Source organism: Streptomyces sp. NPDC058525, from assembly GCF_042719495.1.
Taxonomy (GTDB): Bacteria; Actinomycetota; Actinomycetes; order Streptomycetales; family Streptomycetaceae; genus Streptomyces.
In genome coordinates this window covers 40,671-58,494 of sequence record NZ_JBHXNP010000019.1, presented here as the reverse complement: position 1 = coordinate 58,494, position 17,824 = coordinate 40,671, and the positions used below count along the sequence as shown (strand labels likewise).

Annotated in this window: 7 protein-coding genes; 3 read left to right on the top strand and 4 right to left on the bottom strand. The window is 73.3% G+C overall.

Going from position 1 to position 17,824, the window contains the following annotated elements:
• Positions 1–183 precede the first annotated feature (183 nt).
• The 3 genes from ACFWP3_RS12480 to gntD are packed head-to-tail and all read left to right on the top strand — an operon-like array spanning position 184 to position 10,012.
• The gene (locus tag ACFWP3_RS12480; RefSeq protein WP_384219391.1) at positions 184–7,272 is read left to right on the top strand and encodes an amino acid adenylation domain-containing protein; all 7,089 of its coding nucleotides are present in this window, start codon (positions 184–186) and stop codon (positions 7,270–7,272) included.
• The gene (locus ACFWP3_RS12475) at positions 7,262–8,938 is read left to right on the top strand and encodes a condensation domain-containing protein (RefSeq protein ID WP_384219388.1); all 1,677 of its coding nucleotides are present in this window, start codon (positions 7,262–7,264) and stop codon (positions 8,936–8,938) included. Before ACFWP3_RS12480 ends, ACFWP3_RS12475 begins: the two co-directional genes overlap by 11 nt.
• Positions 8,939–8,974: 36 nt before the next feature.
• Complete coding sequence (gene gntD, locus ACFWP3_RS12470; RefSeq protein WP_384219385.1) at positions 8,975–10,012, top strand: guanitoxin biosynthesis L-enduracididine beta-hydroxylase GntD; 1,038 nt, start codon at positions 8,975–8,977, stop codon at positions 10,010–10,012.
• A gap of 81 nt (positions 10,013–10,093) precedes the next feature.
• Here gntD and ACFWP3_RS12465 read toward each other — a convergent pair whose 3' ends face one another.
• From ACFWP3_RS12465 to ACFWP3_RS12450, 4 genes are all read right to left on the bottom strand, one after another.
• Positions 10,094–12,523: an amino acid adenylation domain-containing protein gene (locus ACFWP3_RS12465; protein ID WP_384219382.1), complete on the bottom strand. Its 2,430-nt coding sequence runs from the start codon at positions 12,521–12,523 to the stop codon at positions 10,094–10,096.
• A gap of 285 nt (positions 12,524–12,808) precedes the next feature.
• A complete protein-coding gene (gene rsgA / locus ACFWP3_RS12460; protein WP_384219379.1) occupies positions 12,809–13,909 on the bottom strand; it encodes a ribosome small subunit-dependent GTPase A in 1,101 nt (366 codons plus the stop codon).
• Between the two features lie 317 nt (positions 13,910–14,226).
• Positions 14,227–15,984 carry an NAD(P)/FAD-dependent oxidoreductase gene (locus ACFWP3_RS12455; RefSeq protein ID WP_384219377.1) on the bottom strand — a complete coding sequence of 586 codons (1,758 nt, stop codon included), beginning with the start codon at positions 15,982–15,984 and terminating at the stop codon, positions 14,227–14,229.
• Complete coding sequence (locus tag ACFWP3_RS12450; protein WP_384219375.1) at positions 15,981–17,771, bottom strand: amino acid adenylation domain-containing protein; 1,791 nt, start codon at positions 17,769–17,771, stop codon at positions 15,981–15,983. The genes ACFWP3_RS12455 and ACFWP3_RS12450 overlap by 4 nt, the downstream gene beginning before the upstream one ends.
• Positions 17,772–17,824: the final 53 nt, after the last annotated feature.

Genomic DNA, 17,824 nt, shown 5'->3' with positions numbered 1-17,824 from the left:
TTGCTGGGGGTGTCGTGGTGCCGGACGTCGATGGTCGGAAATCATAACGACCGAAGGAAGTGAGGGCAATGACCGACTGTAGGCATCGGATTCGCGATTGACAAGACTCATTTCCCTTGCGCAGGATCTTAAGGTGCCGTCAAGTTCTTCAGAACCATCGAAGGTATTGGGTGAGCGTACAAAATGCTGAGTGACAATGCCCTGAGTGAATCCTGGCTCGCCCGCCTGGCGGCCGGCCGCGGAGTTCCGTTCCTGGATGTCGTGTCCCCGGGTGGAGACACGCCGGAATGCGTCCTGGAACCCGCGGTCACCGAGCGGCTGGACGCCCTGACGGGAGGCGACCCGGCCGGTCTGCTGCTGCTGACGGTCGCGGCCACCCGGATCGCGCTGGCCGCGTTCGACGGTGAACCGCGGCATGTGGTCCTGGTGCCCGTGCCCGCCGGGTCGCCCGGAGCGGGCGCCGGGGCCGTCGCGGACGCGGTGCCGCGCGAGCTCGCGCTCTGCGCCCCCCTCGACCGCGAGGCGCCGGCCTCGGCCTTCCTGACGGCCCTGCACACCGAGTTCGAATCCGCTCTGCCCCTCGCCTGGCCCGACCGGGAGGCCGTCGCCTGCCGTCTGGGGCTCGCCGGCGTGCCCGTGGGCCCGGCCCTCGGCCGGCTCGGCGTGGTGTGCGAGGACGCGGGCGGCAAGCTGCTGGAGCCCGTCGGCCTGTGCCTGACGCTGCGTCGGGGCGGCGGCCGGCTGACCCTGACCGCCGAGGCGGACGGCGAGCTTCCGGTGGCCGCGGCGGCCCTGCTCCGCTGCACGGCCGCCGCCCTCGCGGAACTCGGCCGCTCACCCCGGCTGCCGGTCGCGGAGCTGGACGTGCTCGGTCCCGCACAGCGCGCCGAACTGGAGCGGTGGTCGGGCCTGCCGGTCGTGGCGGACTTCGCGGACGCGACGCTCACCGGCATCGTCGACGATGCCGCGGGCCGCTTCCCGGACCGCGAGGCGGTGTCCGACGGCGAGGTCGTGTGGAGCCACCGGGAGCTGGCGCTGCGCTCGTCGCGCGCCGCGCGGTCGCTCACCCTCGACCACGGGGTGAAGCCGGGCGACCGGGTCGCGCTGCTGCTGCCCAAGAGCCCCGAACTCGTGCTGGCCGTACTGGCGGTCCTGCGGGCCGGCGCCTCGATGGTCCCCCTCGACCCCTCGCACCCGCCGGCGCGGGTCGCCCGTCAGCTGCGCCTGAGCGGAGCCGTCTGCGTCATCTCCGCCGAGGACGAACTGCCCGGTGAGGTGGCCCTGCCGGTGGTGTCCCCGCAGGCCCTGGCCACCGCCGAGGGCCCCGGGACGGCGGCCGGACCGGGTCCCGACGACGAGGCCATCCTGTTCTTCACCTCCGGATCGACCGGACTCCCCCGCCCGGTGGCGCTCACCCACCGCCAGCTCGCCCACAAGACCCTCGCCTCGGGGCGGCTGCTCGGCTTCGACGAGGAGAGCCGGTGCGCCCTGCTGTCGGCGGTGACCTCCGACGCCCTCACCTACCAGATCTTCACCACCCTCGCCGCGGGCGGCTGCGTGGCGGTCATGGGCTCGCCCCAGACCCTCTCGCCCGCGGAGTTCTGGGCGTCGACGCGGCGCCTGCGCGTCAACGTCGTCAACTGCGTGCCCTCCCTGCTCGCCGTGATGGCCGAAGGGCTGCCCGCGGGAGCCGCCGAGGACATCCGCATCTGCCTGCTGGGCGGCGACGAGATACCGGCGGGCCTCCTGCCCCGGCTGGCGGACCGACTGCGCGTGGGCACCTTCGGCAACCTGTACGGGCCCACCGAGGCCACCATCGAGGCCACCACCTTCGCCTGCCCCGGATCGGCCTTCCCCGAGTTGACCACCGTCCCCGTCGGCAGGCCCTCCGAGGGCTTCGGCGTGCTGCTGCTCACCCCCCACGGGGACCACGCGCCGCCCGGCATCCCCGGCGAGATCCACGTGCTGGGGCCCGGCGTGGCCCGCGGCTACGCCGATGAGGAGCCGACCGGCCCGGGGCGGTTCTGCGAGCTGCCCGCGCACCCCGGCGTCCGGGTGTTCCGCACCGGCGACTTCGGCCGCTGGAACCACCGGGGCGAGCTGGTCTTCCTGGGCCGCCGGGACAACCAGATCCAGATCCACGGCAACCGGGTCGAGCTCGGCGAGGTCGAGGCCTCCCTCAGCTCCGTCGCGGGCGTCGTCTCCGCCACGGTCCTGCCCTTCACCGCCCCCTCCGGGCCGCCGACGGTCGTGGCCGTCTACACCTCGGACCAGGATCTCGAGCCGGCCGACGTACGAAGCCGGTTGGAGCAGCGCCTGCCCGGCTACATGGTCCCGGGCCGCATCCTGCGGCTCGACGAGCTGCCCGTCACCCTGCACGGCAAGATCGACCGCGTGGCCATCACGGCCCATGTGGCGGGCCTGGACGGGCAGGTCTGGCAGCCCGACGACGAAGCCGACCGCACCGCGGCCCGGATCTGGGCCGACGTGCTCGGCACCGCGCCGCGCGCCGGGGACGAGGACCTCTTCGCGGCGGGCGGCCACAGCCTGACCGCAGCCGTCCTCGCGGGCCGGCTCGGCGCTGCCGCCGGCGCCGGCGCGATCACCGTCCGCGACGTGTTCACCGCCCGCACTCCCGAAGGGCTCGGCGCGCTGCTGCGCCGCGCCGTGGCCGACGGCGGCACGGAGCCCGCCGTCCGGACACCGTGGCCCGAGACCCCGGACCCCGTCCCCGCGAGCAACGCCCAGCGCCGCATGTGGTTCCTCGAACAGTACGAGGGCGGGGAACTGCGCCCGTACAACATGGTGGAGGCCTTCCGGCTGCCCGGTTCCCACGGGGCGGCGGAGGTGGCGGACGCGCTGGAGCGGACGGTGCGCAGGCACCAGGCCCTGCGCACCGTGTTCCGCACCGAGCCCGACGGCCTGAGCCAGGTCGTGCTCGCTCCCGAGCGGGCCCGGCCCGGGCTCCGGGTCCACCGTACGGACGCCGCGGGCGCCGCCGCACTGCTGCGGAGCATCGCCGACGCGGAGCAGCGCCACGTCTTCGACCCGGCCGAGGGTCCCCTGCTGCGCGCGCACTGGCTCGTCGAGGACGGGCGCCCCGGCGGCACGCTCCTGCTGTCCGTCCACCACAGCATCTGCGACGGCTGGTCGTTCGCGGTGATCCTGCGCGACCTCCAGCGGTTCCTGCACGGCAGGGAGCAGGTGGCGGAGCCCACGCAGTACGGGGCGTACGCGCTCGGTGAGCAGGCCCGCGGGGACGACGCGCGGAGCGCCGCGTTCTGGCGGCGCACCCTGGACGGCGCGCCCGGCACCGACCTGCCGCTCGACCGCCACCGGCCGACGGAGCGCGCTTCGGCGGCGGGCACGGTCCGGCTGACCCTCGGCGAGGGCACGACCCGGTCCGTGCAGGACCTGTGCCGGCGGCTCGGGACCACCTCGTTCACGGCGATGGTGGCCGCCGTCCGCGTCCTCCTGCTGCGCTGGAGCGGGGCCGGGGACATCGTGCTCGGCACGGTCGTCTCGGGCCGCGACCGTCCCGAACTGGCCGACTCCGTGGGTCTGTTCGTCAACACCGTGGCGCTGCGCACCCCGGTCGGGCCGGAGCTCGGCTTCACCGATGTGGTCGCGGCCGTGGCGGCGCACGCGCGGGAGGTCCGCGCCCACGAGGAGTACCCCTTCGAGAACCTCGTGGAGGCGTTGGGGCGCGAACGGATCACCGGACGCAATCCGCTGTTCGACGTGCTCGTCGAGGCCGCCGTCTCCGGTACGGACCCGCTGGGCACCGAGGAGGGCCCGGCGGCCGAGCACATCCGCCTGGACAGCGGCGCGGAGGGCTTCGACCTCTGCTTCAGCTTCGGCGAACCCGGCCCGGGCCGGCCGATCGAGGTGGCGATCACCTACCGCGAGGACGTGTTCGACGCGGGGACCGCGCAGCGGCTCGCCGGCCGGCTGGACCACCTGCTGACCGCTCTGGCCCAGGCCCCCGAGGCCCCCGTCGGCACGGCCGCGCTGCTGCCCGACGCACAGCACGCCGAGCTGATCGCGGCCGGTACCGGGGAGAGCCCCACCGCCGCGCACACCGAGGGCACCCTGCTGGACCTCGTGGCCGAGCAGGTGCGGCGCGCGCCCGAGGGCCGGGCCGTCGTCTGCGGCGACCGCGTCCTGACCTACCGCGAACTGGACGGCCTCGCCGACGCCCTGGCCGCCCGGATCGCCGCGGTGGCGCCGACCGGACCCGACCGCGTGGTCGCGGTGCTGTGCGAGCGCTCCGCGTGGATGCCGGTCGCGCTGCTCGCGGTCCTCAAGACCGGCTCCGCGTTCCTCCCCCTCGATCCGCAGCAGTCGCCGGCCCGGCTGGCGCGGGTGCTCCGCGACAGCGGCGCGGTCGCCGCCGTCACCTCGGCGGAGTTCACGCCGACCACGGTCGCCGAGGGCGTGCCCACGGTGACCGTCGGCGAGGCGCCCGAGGCCTCCGCGGTCCGGGACGCGCCGGCGGCCCTGCGCCCCGCGGGCCCCGCCGACCTCGCGTACGTGGTGTACACCTCCGGCTCCACCGGAACGCCCAAGGGCGTCATGGTGGAGCACCGCGGCATCGTCAACTCCGTCCGGTTCCGCATCGACTACTACGGCCTCGACGCCGCCGGTGCGGTCCTCCAGGTCGATCCGATCCACGCCGACGCGGGCATCGCCGACGTGTTCAGCGCGCTCGCTTCGGGCGCGCCCATGGTGATCGTCACCCGGGAGCAGCTGCTCACGCCGGAGGACGTGGCCGCGGTGATGCGGCAGCACCCGATCCGCCACGTGCTGATCGTGCCGAGCCTCTACCAGATGCTGCTCGACGAGGTCGGCCCGGCGTTCCGCGAGGTGCGCGAGGTCGTGCTCGGCGGGGAGCGGGTCACCCGGGCGCTCGCCGCCCGGCACGCCGAACTCCTGCCCGACGTACGGCTGTTCAACGAGTACGGCCCGGCCGAGGACAGTGTGGTGACCACGGTGGAGCCGGTGGACGCGCCGGACGCCGCCGGGCCGGACACACGGTCCGCGACGGCCTCCGGCGACGCCTCGATCGGCCGTCCGCTGCCCGGCAAGTGGGTGGACCTGCTCGACGAGCGGGGCGGGCTGGTGCCGCTGGGCGCCCCGGGCGAGCTGTGCATCGGCGGAGCGGGCCTGGCCCGCGGCTACCTCGGCGACGCCGAGCTGACCTCGGCCCGCTTCGTGACCAGCCGGGTACGGCCCGGCGAGCGCATGTACCGCACCGGCGACCTGGCCCGCCGGCTGCCCGACGGGCGCCTGGAGTACCTGGGCCGCGCCGACGACCAGCTCAAGATCCGCGGCAACCGGGTCGAGCCGAACGAGGTGGCCGCGGTCCTCGCCGAAGCCCCCGGGCTGCGCAACGCCGCCGTGCTCCCGACGGCCGGGCCCGAACCGCGCCTGGTCGCCTACGTGGTCGGCGAGACGGACCAGGCGGAGCTGCGCCGGCACCTCGCCGCGCGGCTGCCCGCCTACATGATGCCCGCCGCCTTCATACGCCTGCCCGCCCTCCCGGTGGCCGCGGGCGGCAAGCTCGACCGCCGGGCGCTGCCCGCGCCCGACGAGGCCCTGGCCGCCGCCGAATCCTCCGCCGCCGCCCGGCCGTTCACGCCGGCCGAGCAGCGCGTGGCCGACGTGTGGACGCAGATCCTGGCGCGTCCGGTCACGGACCCGGACGCCAACCTGTTCGAGATGGGCGGCCACAGCCTGGCCGCGGCCCGCATCGCGCACGCCCTGCACGTCAAGGTGGGCGCCGTCTTCACCTTCCAGACCGTGGCCACGCTGACCGCGGCGCTGGAAGGGCAGTCGGCGCAGGCCGAAGCAGAGCCGGGGGCGGCCACGGAGGAGTCCGCGGAGGAGTACGCCGAGAAGTCCGCGGAGGAGTCCGCCGAGCCCGGGTTCCTGCCGCTGTCGCGGGCCCAGCGCCGCGTCTGGCTGACCTCGCGCTGGGCGGGCTCGGACACCTTCATCATCTCCGACCTGGTACGGCTGGGCCGCCGGATCGACGCCGGTGCGCTCCGCACCGCCCTCGACGCCGTCGTCGAACGCCAGGACATGCTGCGCGCCCAGGTCCTGCCCCGCGGCACGGACGCGGAGCTGACCGTGCTGGACCGGCTCCCGGACGGCCCGCCGCTGGTCGTCGTGGACCTGCCCGGCGCGGACCCGTCGGGGCCGGAGGTCACGGCCGCGCTGCGGGACGCCCGACGGGTCAGCTTCGACCTGGAGAAGGCACCGCTGTTCGAAGTGCGGCTGCTCTCGGGGCCCGTCGGCGGTGACCTGCTCACGGTCACCGCACACCACCTGATCTACGACGGCGCGAGCGTCGACGTGCTGCTGGAGGACCTGTTCGGCGCGTACGAGCGGGCCCTCGCGGGCGAACCGGCCCGGCTGCCCCGGCTCGACTACACCTACCAGGAGTGGGTGCGCGAGGAGCAGGAGTGGCTGGCCGGCCCCGAGGCGGAGCTCGACGTGGAGTTCTGGCGGGAGCGGCTGCGCGGTGTCGCGGAGGGCCCCGACCCCGTGGACCCAGCCCGCCGCCGGGGCCGCCGGGGCCGCACCGGGCTCGTCCACCGGTCCCTGCCCGCGGCCGTGCTCCGGGGCGCCCCCGGGACCCCGTTCGCCCAGGTGGTCACCGCGTTCGCGCTCACCGTGCACCAGCGCACCCGGGCCACCGACCTAGTCGTCGGATTCGCCGCGGGACTCCGCGACCGGCCCGAAACCGATGCGCTGATCGGCTACCTGGTCAACGCTGTGGCCCTGCGGATCACGCTGGACGACGCGGTGACCGGACGCGAGCTGCTGCCCCGGGTCCAGATCGGGATCGCCGAATCCTACGAGCACTCCCGGCTGCCGTTCGACGTGCTCGCCCAGCGGCTGGCGCTGCGCGCGGCGCCGGGCCGCAGCCTGCTCCTCGACCTCGGCGTGAGCTGGGAGAACGCGGGCCTGCGCCCCGACAGCCATGTGGTCGAGGACCTGCTGGTCGACGATCTGCCCGCCACCAGCGACCTGTGGCTGTACGCACGGGTCAAGGGCGACACCCTCCACCTCGACCTCACCTACGACGACAACCTGCTCGACGAGACGGAGGCCGGCACCTACGCCGACCACGTCGCCGCGGTGCTGAGCGCCCTGGCCACCGGCCTGCCCCCGGTACCCGTCGGCCTCCCCTCACCGACCGTGCCCCCGACCCCCGAGCCGTCCGCACCCGGCTCTGCTTGGAGCGACACCCACTATGACTTCTGACACCGCCCTCGGGCTCCGGGACGAGGCGACCGTGACCGGACCCGATCTGACCCAGCGGCTGTGCGAACTGTTCGCCACGGCACTCGAAGTGGACGGGGTCACCGCGGACACCGACTTCTTCGTCGCCGGAGGACACAGCCTGTCCGCGCTGGACCTCGCCGTGGCCGTGGAAGTGGCCTTCGGCGTACGGGTCCGCGTACGGGACATCTTCGACGCCGCCACGCCCGCACTGCTCGCGGCCCAGCTGGCCGAGCTCGTCCCCGCAGCCGACGAACCCGCGTCCGTCCCGTCCGTCCCGTCCGTCCCGTCAGCCCCCTCTGCTCCATCAGACCCGCGTCAGCAGGCCGCCACCGCGCTGCCCGGCACCGAGGTCGCCGAAGCCACGCGCTGGCTGTGGCTGGAGCGGCAGCGCGGCGAGGGCGACTCGGGGGCGTACACCGTGCCCTGCCTTCTCGACGGCGAGGGCGCCGTGGACGTCGGCAGGCTGACGGCGGCGTGGGCCGTCCTGGCACGGCGCCACCCGGCCCTGCGGACCGTCTTCGTCGAGGCCCAGGGCGAACCGCGGGCGCTGCTCACCGACGACCTGCCGCCGCTGGAGGTCGTCGACCTGCGCGGGGACGACGACCCGGGCGGCACCCGCTTCGACTCCCTGGTGGACGAGCGCCTCGCGGTGCCGTTCGACCCGTCGACCGGCCCGCTCACCCGGACCACCCTGTTCCTGCGCGTCGGCGCCCGGTGGTCGCTGCTGCTGCTCGCGGACCACCTCGTGTGCGACGGACGCAGCCTGGAGATCCTCGCCACCCAGCTCGTGGCGGCCTACGCGGACCCGGCCGCCGCCGCACCGCCCGAGGACCGGCCCGCCCACCGCCCGGCCGGTCACGAGGCCGCGCTCGGCCACTGGCGCGACGTCCTGCTGCCGCCTCCGGCGCCGCTGCCCCTCCCCGTGAGCGGCCCGCGGACCGGGCGGGCCGGCAGCGCCACCGCCATCGTCGTGCGGGAGATCGGCCCGGACGTACAGCGGCGGTTGACGCTCCTGGGCCGGCGGCACCACGCGGGTTCCTTCGTGCCGCTGGCCGCCGCAGTCGCCCGTACCCTGGCGGGGATCACGGGCGGCACGGACATCTGCCTGGGCACCCCCGTGGACCGGCGGGCCCGGCTCGGCGCGAACGACGCGGTCGGCTTCCACGTCGCGACCGTCCCGCTGCGCCTGGAGGTCCGGGACGGGGCGACGGCGGACGAGCTCGTCCGGCAGGCCGCACGGCGCACGGTGGACGCGGTGGACCACAGCGAGGTGCCCTTCGACACGCTCGTGGCGGCGCTCGCGCCGCCACGCTCCCCCGGACGGCCGCCGTTCTTCGACGTGTGGGTCGCCCTGTATCCCCGTATCGACACCGGACCGTGCGCACCGGACGGCATCGCCCTGCGCGGCGGGCCGATACCCCAGCGCGTCGGCATGTTCGAGCTGTCCTTCCAGTTCGTGGAGCACGCGGACGGCATGCGGCTGTGGCTCCAGTACGACACCGAGCGCTACGCCGCGGACACCGCCGAGCGGATCGCCCGGCGGCTGGAGGACGAGGTGGCCCGCCTCCTGCGGGACCCCGCCGAGCCCGGCCCCGAAGCGGCGCCGGAGCACCGGGCCTTCGGCGGCTTCCGGTTCGATGCCTGACCCGACCTGTCGCCCCTGCACCCGAGGAGATCAACCATGACCACGTCCATCGAGCCCCGGACCGTGACGGAGCTGAGGCTGACCGCGGCCGAGGCCCGGCAGGTGTCCGAGCTGACCCTGCACCTGGCCGGGCAGTACCGTGCGGCCGACGACGAACGGCTGCTCCAGGAGCTGCCGTTGCTCACCGACGAGCTGCCCGTCCGCGTCCGGCGCTTCCTGCGGGCCTTCTCCCTCGACCAGGCCCGCGGCTTCTGCGCGGTCAACGGCCATCTCGTGGACGACGAGCGCATCGGGCCCACGCCCGCGCACTGGAAGGACGAGACGCGGATCCACCGCGAACTGCCCGAGGAGATCCTCGTGCTGCTCTACGGTTCGCTGCTCGGGGAGCCGTTCGGCTGGGCCACCCAGCAGGACGGGCACCTGGTCAACGACGTGTTCCCGATCCGCCAGTACGAGCACGAGCTGCTCGGCACGGGCAGCAAGACACCGCTGACCCTGCACACCGAGGACGCCTTCCACCCCTACCGCGCCGACTACATCATCCTGTCGGCGCTGCGCAATCCGGACGCCGTGCCGGTGACCGTCGCGGAGGCGGACTTCTCGGTGCTGCCGCAGGACGTCCTCGACGTCCTGTTCCAGAGCCGGTTCCACATCGTCCCCGACAAGTCGCACCTGCCGGAGAACAACACGGTGCGCACCGACGAGGACCGGCTGGTCTTCGAGAACATCGCGCGCCTCATCGACGGGCTCGGCACGGTGCCCATGCTGACCGGTTCCCGGTCGCACCCGCTGCTGTGCTTCGACGCGACGCACATGTCGGCGCCCTCGGACGACCCCGAGGCCGTACGGGCCTTCGCGGCGGCGGCGGAGCTGCTCGACGCGGGCCTGACCGACTGCCCGCTCGAGGCCGGGAGCTGCGTCTTCATGAACAACCACCGGGTGGTGCACAGCCGTAGCGCGTTCGAGGCCCGCTACGACGGCACGGACCGCTGGCTCAAGCGGGTCAACGTCACCCACGACCTGCGCAAGTCCCGTGCCATGCGCCGGTCCGTCGGCTCCCGCCTGATCGGCTAGCCGGCGAGCACACATCGCGACAGCACGCACAGTGCCCCGGGGCGAAAGCCCCGGGGCACTGTGTTTGGCGGGTCGGTGCGGTTACGCCGCGTGGGCCGGCTCGGCCTTGCGGACCAGTTCGGCCACCTCGCGGACCGTGGGGGTGGCGAAGAAGTCGCCCATGTCCACGCTCACGCCCAGCTGCTTCTCGATGGAGTCGATCACGGAGATCGCGAGCAGGCTGTGCCCGCCCTCGTCGAAGAAGTCCGCGTCGGGACCGATCGGGCCGGCGGCGAGCACGTCCTCGAAGATCGCCCCGACCTTCGCCTCCAGTCCGTCGCCTCCCGCCGCCGGCGACGGGGAGGGAGCCGGGGCCGGGGCGGCGGCGGTCTCGGCGAGGCGCACCAGGGCGCCGCGGTCGATCTTGCCGCTCACCATCCGGGGCAGCGCGTCGATCAGCGTGAGGGAGGTCGGCACCATCGCGGGCGGCAGTGCGGCATTGGCGTGCGCCCTGATCTCCTCCGCCGTGGTGTCCACGGCTTCCAGCCAGGCCGCCAGCGCCGGAGCGCCGTCGGGGCCGCTCACCACGGCGACCGCGGCCTGGCGGACGCCCGGCAGCAGGCCCAGCACGCTCTCCACTTCACCGGGCTCCACCCGGTGGCCACGTATCTTCACCTGGTCGTCGGCCCGCCCGGTGAACTCCAGCATGCCGTCCGGTCGCCACCAGACGAGGTCGCCCGTGCGGTAGCTCCGTCCGCCGGGCGCCTCGGCGTCGGCCACGAACACCGACTCCGTCAGCTCCGGCCGGTTGCGGTAGCCGTCGGCGAGGCCGTGTCCCGCGAGCCTGAGCTCTCCGACGAATCCGGCCGGCAGGACCCGGCCGTCGGCGCCGGTCACGGTGGCGACGGTGTTGGCGATGGGCCACCCGATCGGGAAGCCGGGTCCGGCGGCCGTGCCGTGGTCGAAGGCGGTCGCGCCCACCGAGCACTCCGTCGGACCGTACTCGTTGATCAGCCTGACCGCGGGCAGCAGTTCGTGGTGGCGGCGCACCAGATCGGGCGTCGTGGCCTCGCCGGCGACCGTGATCGCGCGCAGTGAGGCCGCGGCGCGCGGGAGTTCGCCCAGCAGGACCCGGTAGAGGCTGGGTACGGTCGTCAGGTGGGTGACGCGGTGCTCCTCCGCCAGCTCGGCCAGCCGGCGCGGCAGCAGCTGGTGGGTGTCCGCGAGGACGAGGCGCCCGCCGGAGGCCAGCACCGGGAACAGGTCGGCGACCGAGCTGTCGAAGGCCAGCGACGGCAGTTGCAGGAGCCTGGTGTCGAGGTCGAACCCGTGGTTGCGCAGTTTCCAGTGCACATAGCTCGCGATGGCGCGGTGCCGGACCTCGACGCCCTTGGGCCTGCCGGTCGAGCCCGAGGTGTACACGACGTACGCGAGGTCGTCCGGGAGCGGAGCGGACCGGACCGTCCCGGGCTCGGCGGCGGGGCCGGCGGCCGCGGCCTCGATGTCGATGACCGGGGCGGTGAGGCCGGCGGGCAGCCCGGCGAGCAGGTCGGACGCGGCGAGGACGGCGGCGCAGTCCGCGTCGTCGAGGATCTCGGCCAGCCTGGCGGCGGGTGACCTGGGGTCGAGCGGCACGTAGGCGGCGCCCGCGAGCAGGGTGCCGACGATCGCCGGTACGGCGTGGACCGTCTTGCCGGTGAGCACGCCCACCCGGTGTCCCCGCCCGATGCCCGCCGTGTGCAGGCGCGCGGCCACGGCCTGCGCGGCCTGCCAGAACTCGCGGTACGTCAGGGTCTGGGCGCCGGCGACGACGGCGGTGCGGTCCGGGTTCGCGCGGGCCGCCGCCTCGATCGGCGCCGTCAGCGTCGTGGGGGTGTTGTGCGGTGCGAAGCCGCGCCGGCCGAGCGCGGTGGCCGTCGCCACGTCGTCCGCGGCGGCCGTGGGCAGCGCGGCGGCGGGGCCGTGCGGATCGTTGAACCCGGCCAGGACACGGGACAGCGACCGCAGCAGGACGTCGAGGAACCAGGCCTCGGCGCGGTCCGGTCCGGCCTCGGCGAGGAGTTCGCGTACGCCGTCCGCACCGGCCTCGGTCAGTACCAGCTCGACGGTGTCCTGCGGGGCGGCACCGGCCGCGGGGGCGGCGCCGACGCGGGCCGAGCGGACCAGCACGGCGCCGGCGAGCTCTGCCCGCGCGTCGGCCACCGCGGGCGCCGAGCGGAGGGAGGCGTCGGCGGCCCGGATGAGGTCGCCGACGGTGGACCGGGCGGCGAGCCCGATCCCGGACAGCACCGGCCCGGCGGGGCCGGACACGGCCACCACCGGTTCGTCGGTGTGCTCCGCCGCACCGACCACCACTGCCGCCGCCGCGGTGAGGGCGACCAGTTCCTCCAGGGGGCGCCCGCCGGAGACCTTGGCCAGGCCGTCGGCGGCCGACGCGGTCAGCGCGAGTCTGGCGCGGGTCGGCGCGGAGCGCTCGGCGGACGTGCGGCGGGGGCGGATCGTGGTGGCGGGCACAACAGAGTCGGACGTCATGGACACATTTCCTTGCTCGAGGACGAATGAAGACAACTGCCCGTCGGCCAAGCGGTGTTCTCCAGGGCGCAGGGACCGCCATGGATCTGGAACACCGCATCGGGCACGTGCGGGCACACCCGTCACCGAGGTGGGACGCGAACGGACCGCGCACCGGCGGGCCGTGGCCGGGCCGGTACGCGGGTCACCGCTGACACCACAGGGTGCCCATGCACTTGTCGGGCCGGAGCGCCGGGCGGCCCGCGATGCGGGCGCCCGGTGGTCCGGCCGGGCCGTCGCCTCGCGTCAGCCGCGCTTCGCGATCATGTTGGCCATGCCTTCCTGGCCCTGCTTCTTCAGTGCCTTGAGGCGGTCCTGGCGCAGGCGGGCATCGCTCCGCGAGGCGATCCACTGGTTCTCTCGGATCAGCTTGTGGTAGCTGTCCAGGCGGCGCTGCTGCAGCATGCCGTCCTCGATGGCCTCCTGTACCGCGCAGCCGGGTTCCGCGACGTGCGAGCAGTCCCCGAACCGGCAGTCCTCGGCGAGCTGCTCGATCTCCGAGAACGTCTGCTGGAGGCCGTCGGCCGCGTCGTAGAGGCCCACGCCGCGGATACCGGGCGTGTCGATCAGCACGCCGCCGCCGGGCAGGGGCATCAACTCGCGGGTCGTGGTGGTGTGGCGGCCCTTGCCGTCGCTCCTGGTCTGCCGGGTCTCCATCACGGAGCGGCCCAGCAGTACGTTGGCGATGGTGGACTTGCCCGCGCCCGACTGTCCGACCAGGACGCTCGTGCCCGTGAGGACGGCCGCGAGGATGTCCATGCCGTCGTCGGTGGTGGCGCTGACGACCAGGACGTCGACCCCGGGCGCGGCCTGCTCGACCGTCTGCCGGACGCCGTCCGCGTCCTCCGCGAGGTCGGACTTGGTGAGGACCAGCACCGGCTGCGCTCCGCTCTCCCACGCGAGGGCGAGGAACCGCTCGATCCGGCCGAGGTCGGGCTCGGTGTCCAGGGCCACGACGACGCCGATGGTGTCGATGTTGGCGGCCAGCACCTGGCCCTCGGAGCGCTGCGAGGCGCTGGAGCGGACCATCGCCGTGCGCCGCGGCAGCAGCGCCTGGACATAGGTGCCGGCCGCGCTGACCCGGACCGCCACCCAGTCGCCCGTGCAGGGCATCTTCATGGGGTCGGGGTCCGCGACCGGGCCCGTGTCGGCGTGGACGACGGTCACCTCGGTGTCGCCGTCGGCGATGACCACGTCGCAGCGGCCCCGGTCGACCCGGATGACCCGGCCGGGCACCCACGAGCCGTCGGCGGCGGAGGCGAATTGGTCGTCGAGTTCGGGGGACCATCCGTAGGCCTCGAGCGGCCGCGGGTAGATCGAATCAGCCGATGTCGATGAGTGACGCAACGCGATGAGCCCTTCGGGAGGTGTTTCCGGCCGGCGCACGCGAGTGGGGCCGCACCGGCTGCTGAACAAGGGGCGGTGGAGCGGGGCTGCTCTTCGGGTGCGGCCGCGACGGTGGTGACATGCGGGTCGCCCACCTGGGCCGGCTCCGACGCCGGGGGCATGCAGTGCACTTGACGCTACGACAGCGCCCGAGGGGCCGCAACACCGCTCAAGCACCGCTGGATTGAAACTCAAGATGCGGAAAAGAGGTCCGTCGCGGGGACGGTACCCGCCCGCCCACCCGGGTGTTCGCCCCGGGTGGGCGGGCGCCGCGGTTCCTACTGTCCGGCGGGCGCCGAGGTGCTGCGGTACAGGGCCCGCAGCTCCTTCTCCAGGGCCTCGACCTCGTCGAGCCGGGGGCGGCTCTTGGGCGCGAACAGCCCGTCCTGCTCCCAGCGTTCCGGGTCCAGGCTCAGGGCCGAGACGTTGAGCCAGCCCCGCGAGCGGATCTCTTCGAGCCGCTCGGGAAGGGCGTCTTCGAGGGCGAGGTAGAAGATGACGTGGGCCAGCTCCTCGATGCGCTCCAGGCCGTCGCGCACGCTCGCGAGCACCGTGCCGAAGGCGGGTATCGCGTCACCCGGCAGGTTCTGCTCGAAGAGCCGGGCGAGGGTGGGCACGTCGTCGTAGTAGTCGATGTAGTCGAACGCGAAGACGCCGCTGTAATTGCGCGACCAGGCCTGGAAGAGGTTCATGATGGTGCCCTGGGTGGCCACCGCGTGCGCGCCGAGCGCGCTGAGCGTGGTGCTCGCCGACTCGTCCAGGAAGGTCTTGCCGTAGAACTGCGGGTCGGAGAAGGACCAACCGACGTAGTAGTCCCAGATCGTCTTCAACGACATGATCACGGCGTTGTCGTGGAAGGCGTAGGAACCCTGGATGTTCAGGGTGAGCCCCTCGGCGAGCGAGAGGAACCAGCGGTTGGCGTACCGTACGAAGCCCTCGTCGAAGGACTCCTTCACGTCGCGGCCGACCATCTCGGTCACGAAGCTGTTGGCGTAGCCGATCAGGTTCGAGCCCACGGAGTAGTAGGGGTCGGCGAAGACCGCGGCGTCGCCGACGCACGCCCAGCGGTCCTGCGAGAAGACCTGCTGCGAGGAGTGGCTGTAGTTCTTCAGTACGCGGAAGTCGAGCACCGGCAGTTCGCGGATGGCGGGCTCGAAGCCCGGCACGCGCTCGGCGACGAAGTCGATCGCCTTCTCGATGCGGTTGAACTTGGTGACCGGGTGGAGGTCGTCGGAGACGACGATGCCGACGCTGGTGTGGTTGGGGGCGAGCGGGATGGCCCACACCCAGCCGCCCTCGAACATGAAGTGGTTCGTGGACTGCCAGCGCGGTTCGGTGATGCGGTCGTGCCAGGCGGTGTGCTCGGCGCCGACCGCCTGGTCGGTGTCGAGCTTGCCCTCGAGCCGGAACCAGACCGAGTTGTGGGGCTTGGGGTAGCGCTTGGTGAGGTCGAGCTTGCGCTGGAGCAGCCGGTGCCGGCCCGTGGCGTCGACGACCCAGCGGCAGGTGACGGTGGTCGTCTGCTCGCTGTCCTCGTCGACGGCCTGGTACGTGACCCGGTGCGGGGCGTCCTGCTCGCCGAGCTCGATGTCGAGCACCTTGACGCCCTGCGTCAGCTCGGCCCCGGCGGCCGTCGCCACCTCGCGCAGGTGCTCCTCGAAGGAGCCGCGGTTGAGCTGGTAGGACTTCGCCGGGAGGAAGCGGTTGACGCCGAACTCGGCTTCCTCCTGGAGGCCCGAGCCGCCGCCGTAGAAGTACCGGAGCCCCAGCTTCTCGAGGTGGCTCTCCTCCAGGTAGTCGTACAGGCCGAGGACGTGGTGGAAGTAGTACGCGCCCACCTCGACCGAGGACTCGCCGACCTTGTGAGCGGACAGCGGGATCGGCGAGCGCTCGCGCTCGCAGACGAGGACGGAGAGCTCGGGCTGCGCGTCCTTGAGCTGCTTGGCGAGGCAGAGCCCGGCCAGGCCGCCGCCCGCGATGACCACGTCGTAGTCGACACCGCCGAACACGGAGTCAGTACCGCTTTGCCTGCTCACTTTGTACCCACCTTGTCGTTCTGTCGGTTCTCGATGTTGAGGGCGAGGCTCCGGACGGTCCGGTCCGTGTAGGGGTCCGAGACGTCGAGCTGGACCCCGATCCGCGTCTCCACCCGGGAGAGCAGGTCCATCACGCTGAGGGAGTCGCCGCCGAGGTCCAGGAAGTCGTCGTCCAGGCCGATCGGCAGGGGCGCGAACAGCTCCTGCCAGATCTCCAGGAGGGCCGCCTCGGCTTCCGTGGTCGCCTCCGGGCCCGTCGCGCCCTGGCCGACGGTGTTCGCGTACAGGGCCACCAGGGCCTTGTCGTCGATCTTGCCGTGGCGGGTGAGCGGCACGGCGTCGACCGGGATGATCGCCGACGGGACCATGTACTCCGGCAGGTTCTCCTGCGCGACGGCGGCCAGCCGTTCGACGTCGCGGCCGGTGGCGCCCTGCACGAAGGCGAGCAGCAGCGGCGTCTCGGAGTCGGTGGCGTGGCGCAGCACGTGGACGTGGCCGATCGCGGCGTCCTGCGAGAGGACCCGGGCCACGTGGCCCAGCTCGACGCGGCGGCCGCGGATCTTGACCTGGCCGTCCCGGCGCTCGATGAACTCGAGGTCGCCGTTCGCGTGCTGCCGGACGATGTCGCCGGTGCGGTAGACGCGCTTCCCGGCGGCCGGCGGCGCGTCCGGCGTGAAGAACCGCTCCGCGGTCAGCCGCGGGTCGCCCAGGTAGCCGCGGGCCAGGCCCGCCCCGGCCAGGTGGAGCTCTCCGATGCCGTCGGCCGCCACGGGCGCGCCGTCCTCGTCGAGGACGAAGGCCTCGGTGCGGTCGATCGGCTTGCCGATGAGCACGCGCTCGTCGGAGGCCGAGAGGCGGTGGACCGTGGAGCAGACCGCGTTCTCGGAGGGACCGTACTCGTTGTACAGCTCCACCTCCGGGATGCGCAGGAAGTGCTCCCGGGTCAGACCCGAGGTGAACCACTCACCGGCGATCGTGACGCACCGCAGGGACTTCAGCCGCCGGGCTTCCATGCCTTCGAGGAGGCGCTTGTACAGCATCGGGGTGATCAGGAAATGGGTGACGTCCCGGTCCTCCATCAGACCGGTCAGGTACCGCCGGTCGGTGATGCGGTCCCGGCGCGGCAGGAGCAGACGCGCACCGGAGGTGAGGGCGCAGAAGGTGTCCGCCACGGCACTGTCGAAGGACGGCCGCGGGATGGCCAGCGTCACGTCGTCCGGACCGAACCCGTAGTAGGAATTGCGCCACGTCAGCGTGTTGACGATCGCCCGGTGTTCGACGGCCACGCCCTTGGGGCGCCCGGTCGATCCCGATGTGTACACCACGTACGCGAGGTCGGAGGACGTGGCCGCCGGCTCGGGATCGGAGTCCGGCGTGTCGAGGGCGCCGCCCATGACGTCCAGGACGAAGAGCTCGCCGTCGAAGAACATCGCGCCGGCGGCCGCCGACGACTCGATCACCATCGCCCTGGGTGCCACGTCCTCGACGATCCGCTGGGTCACCGCGGGCGGGTTGTCGGGGTCCAGCGGGACGTAGGCACCGCCGGCCTTGAGGGTGGCCAGCATGGCGATGATCACGTCCGGGGGGTTCCGGACGAGGATCGCCACGCGGTCGTCGGGGCGGACTCCGCCGGTGTCCCGCAGATGGTGTGCCAGTCTGTTTGCCCGGCGATTGAGCTCGCCGTAGCTCAAGAATTCGCCTTCGAATTCCAGGGCAGTATGACCCGAAAATCTTCTGGCGCATTCCTCGAAAAGGAAAGTCAGGGTCTTCGGATCGTGATGGTTCATCAACAAGCGTCCCCTGCCGAATTATTGTTGATTTCTCGATTCACAGAGCCTAG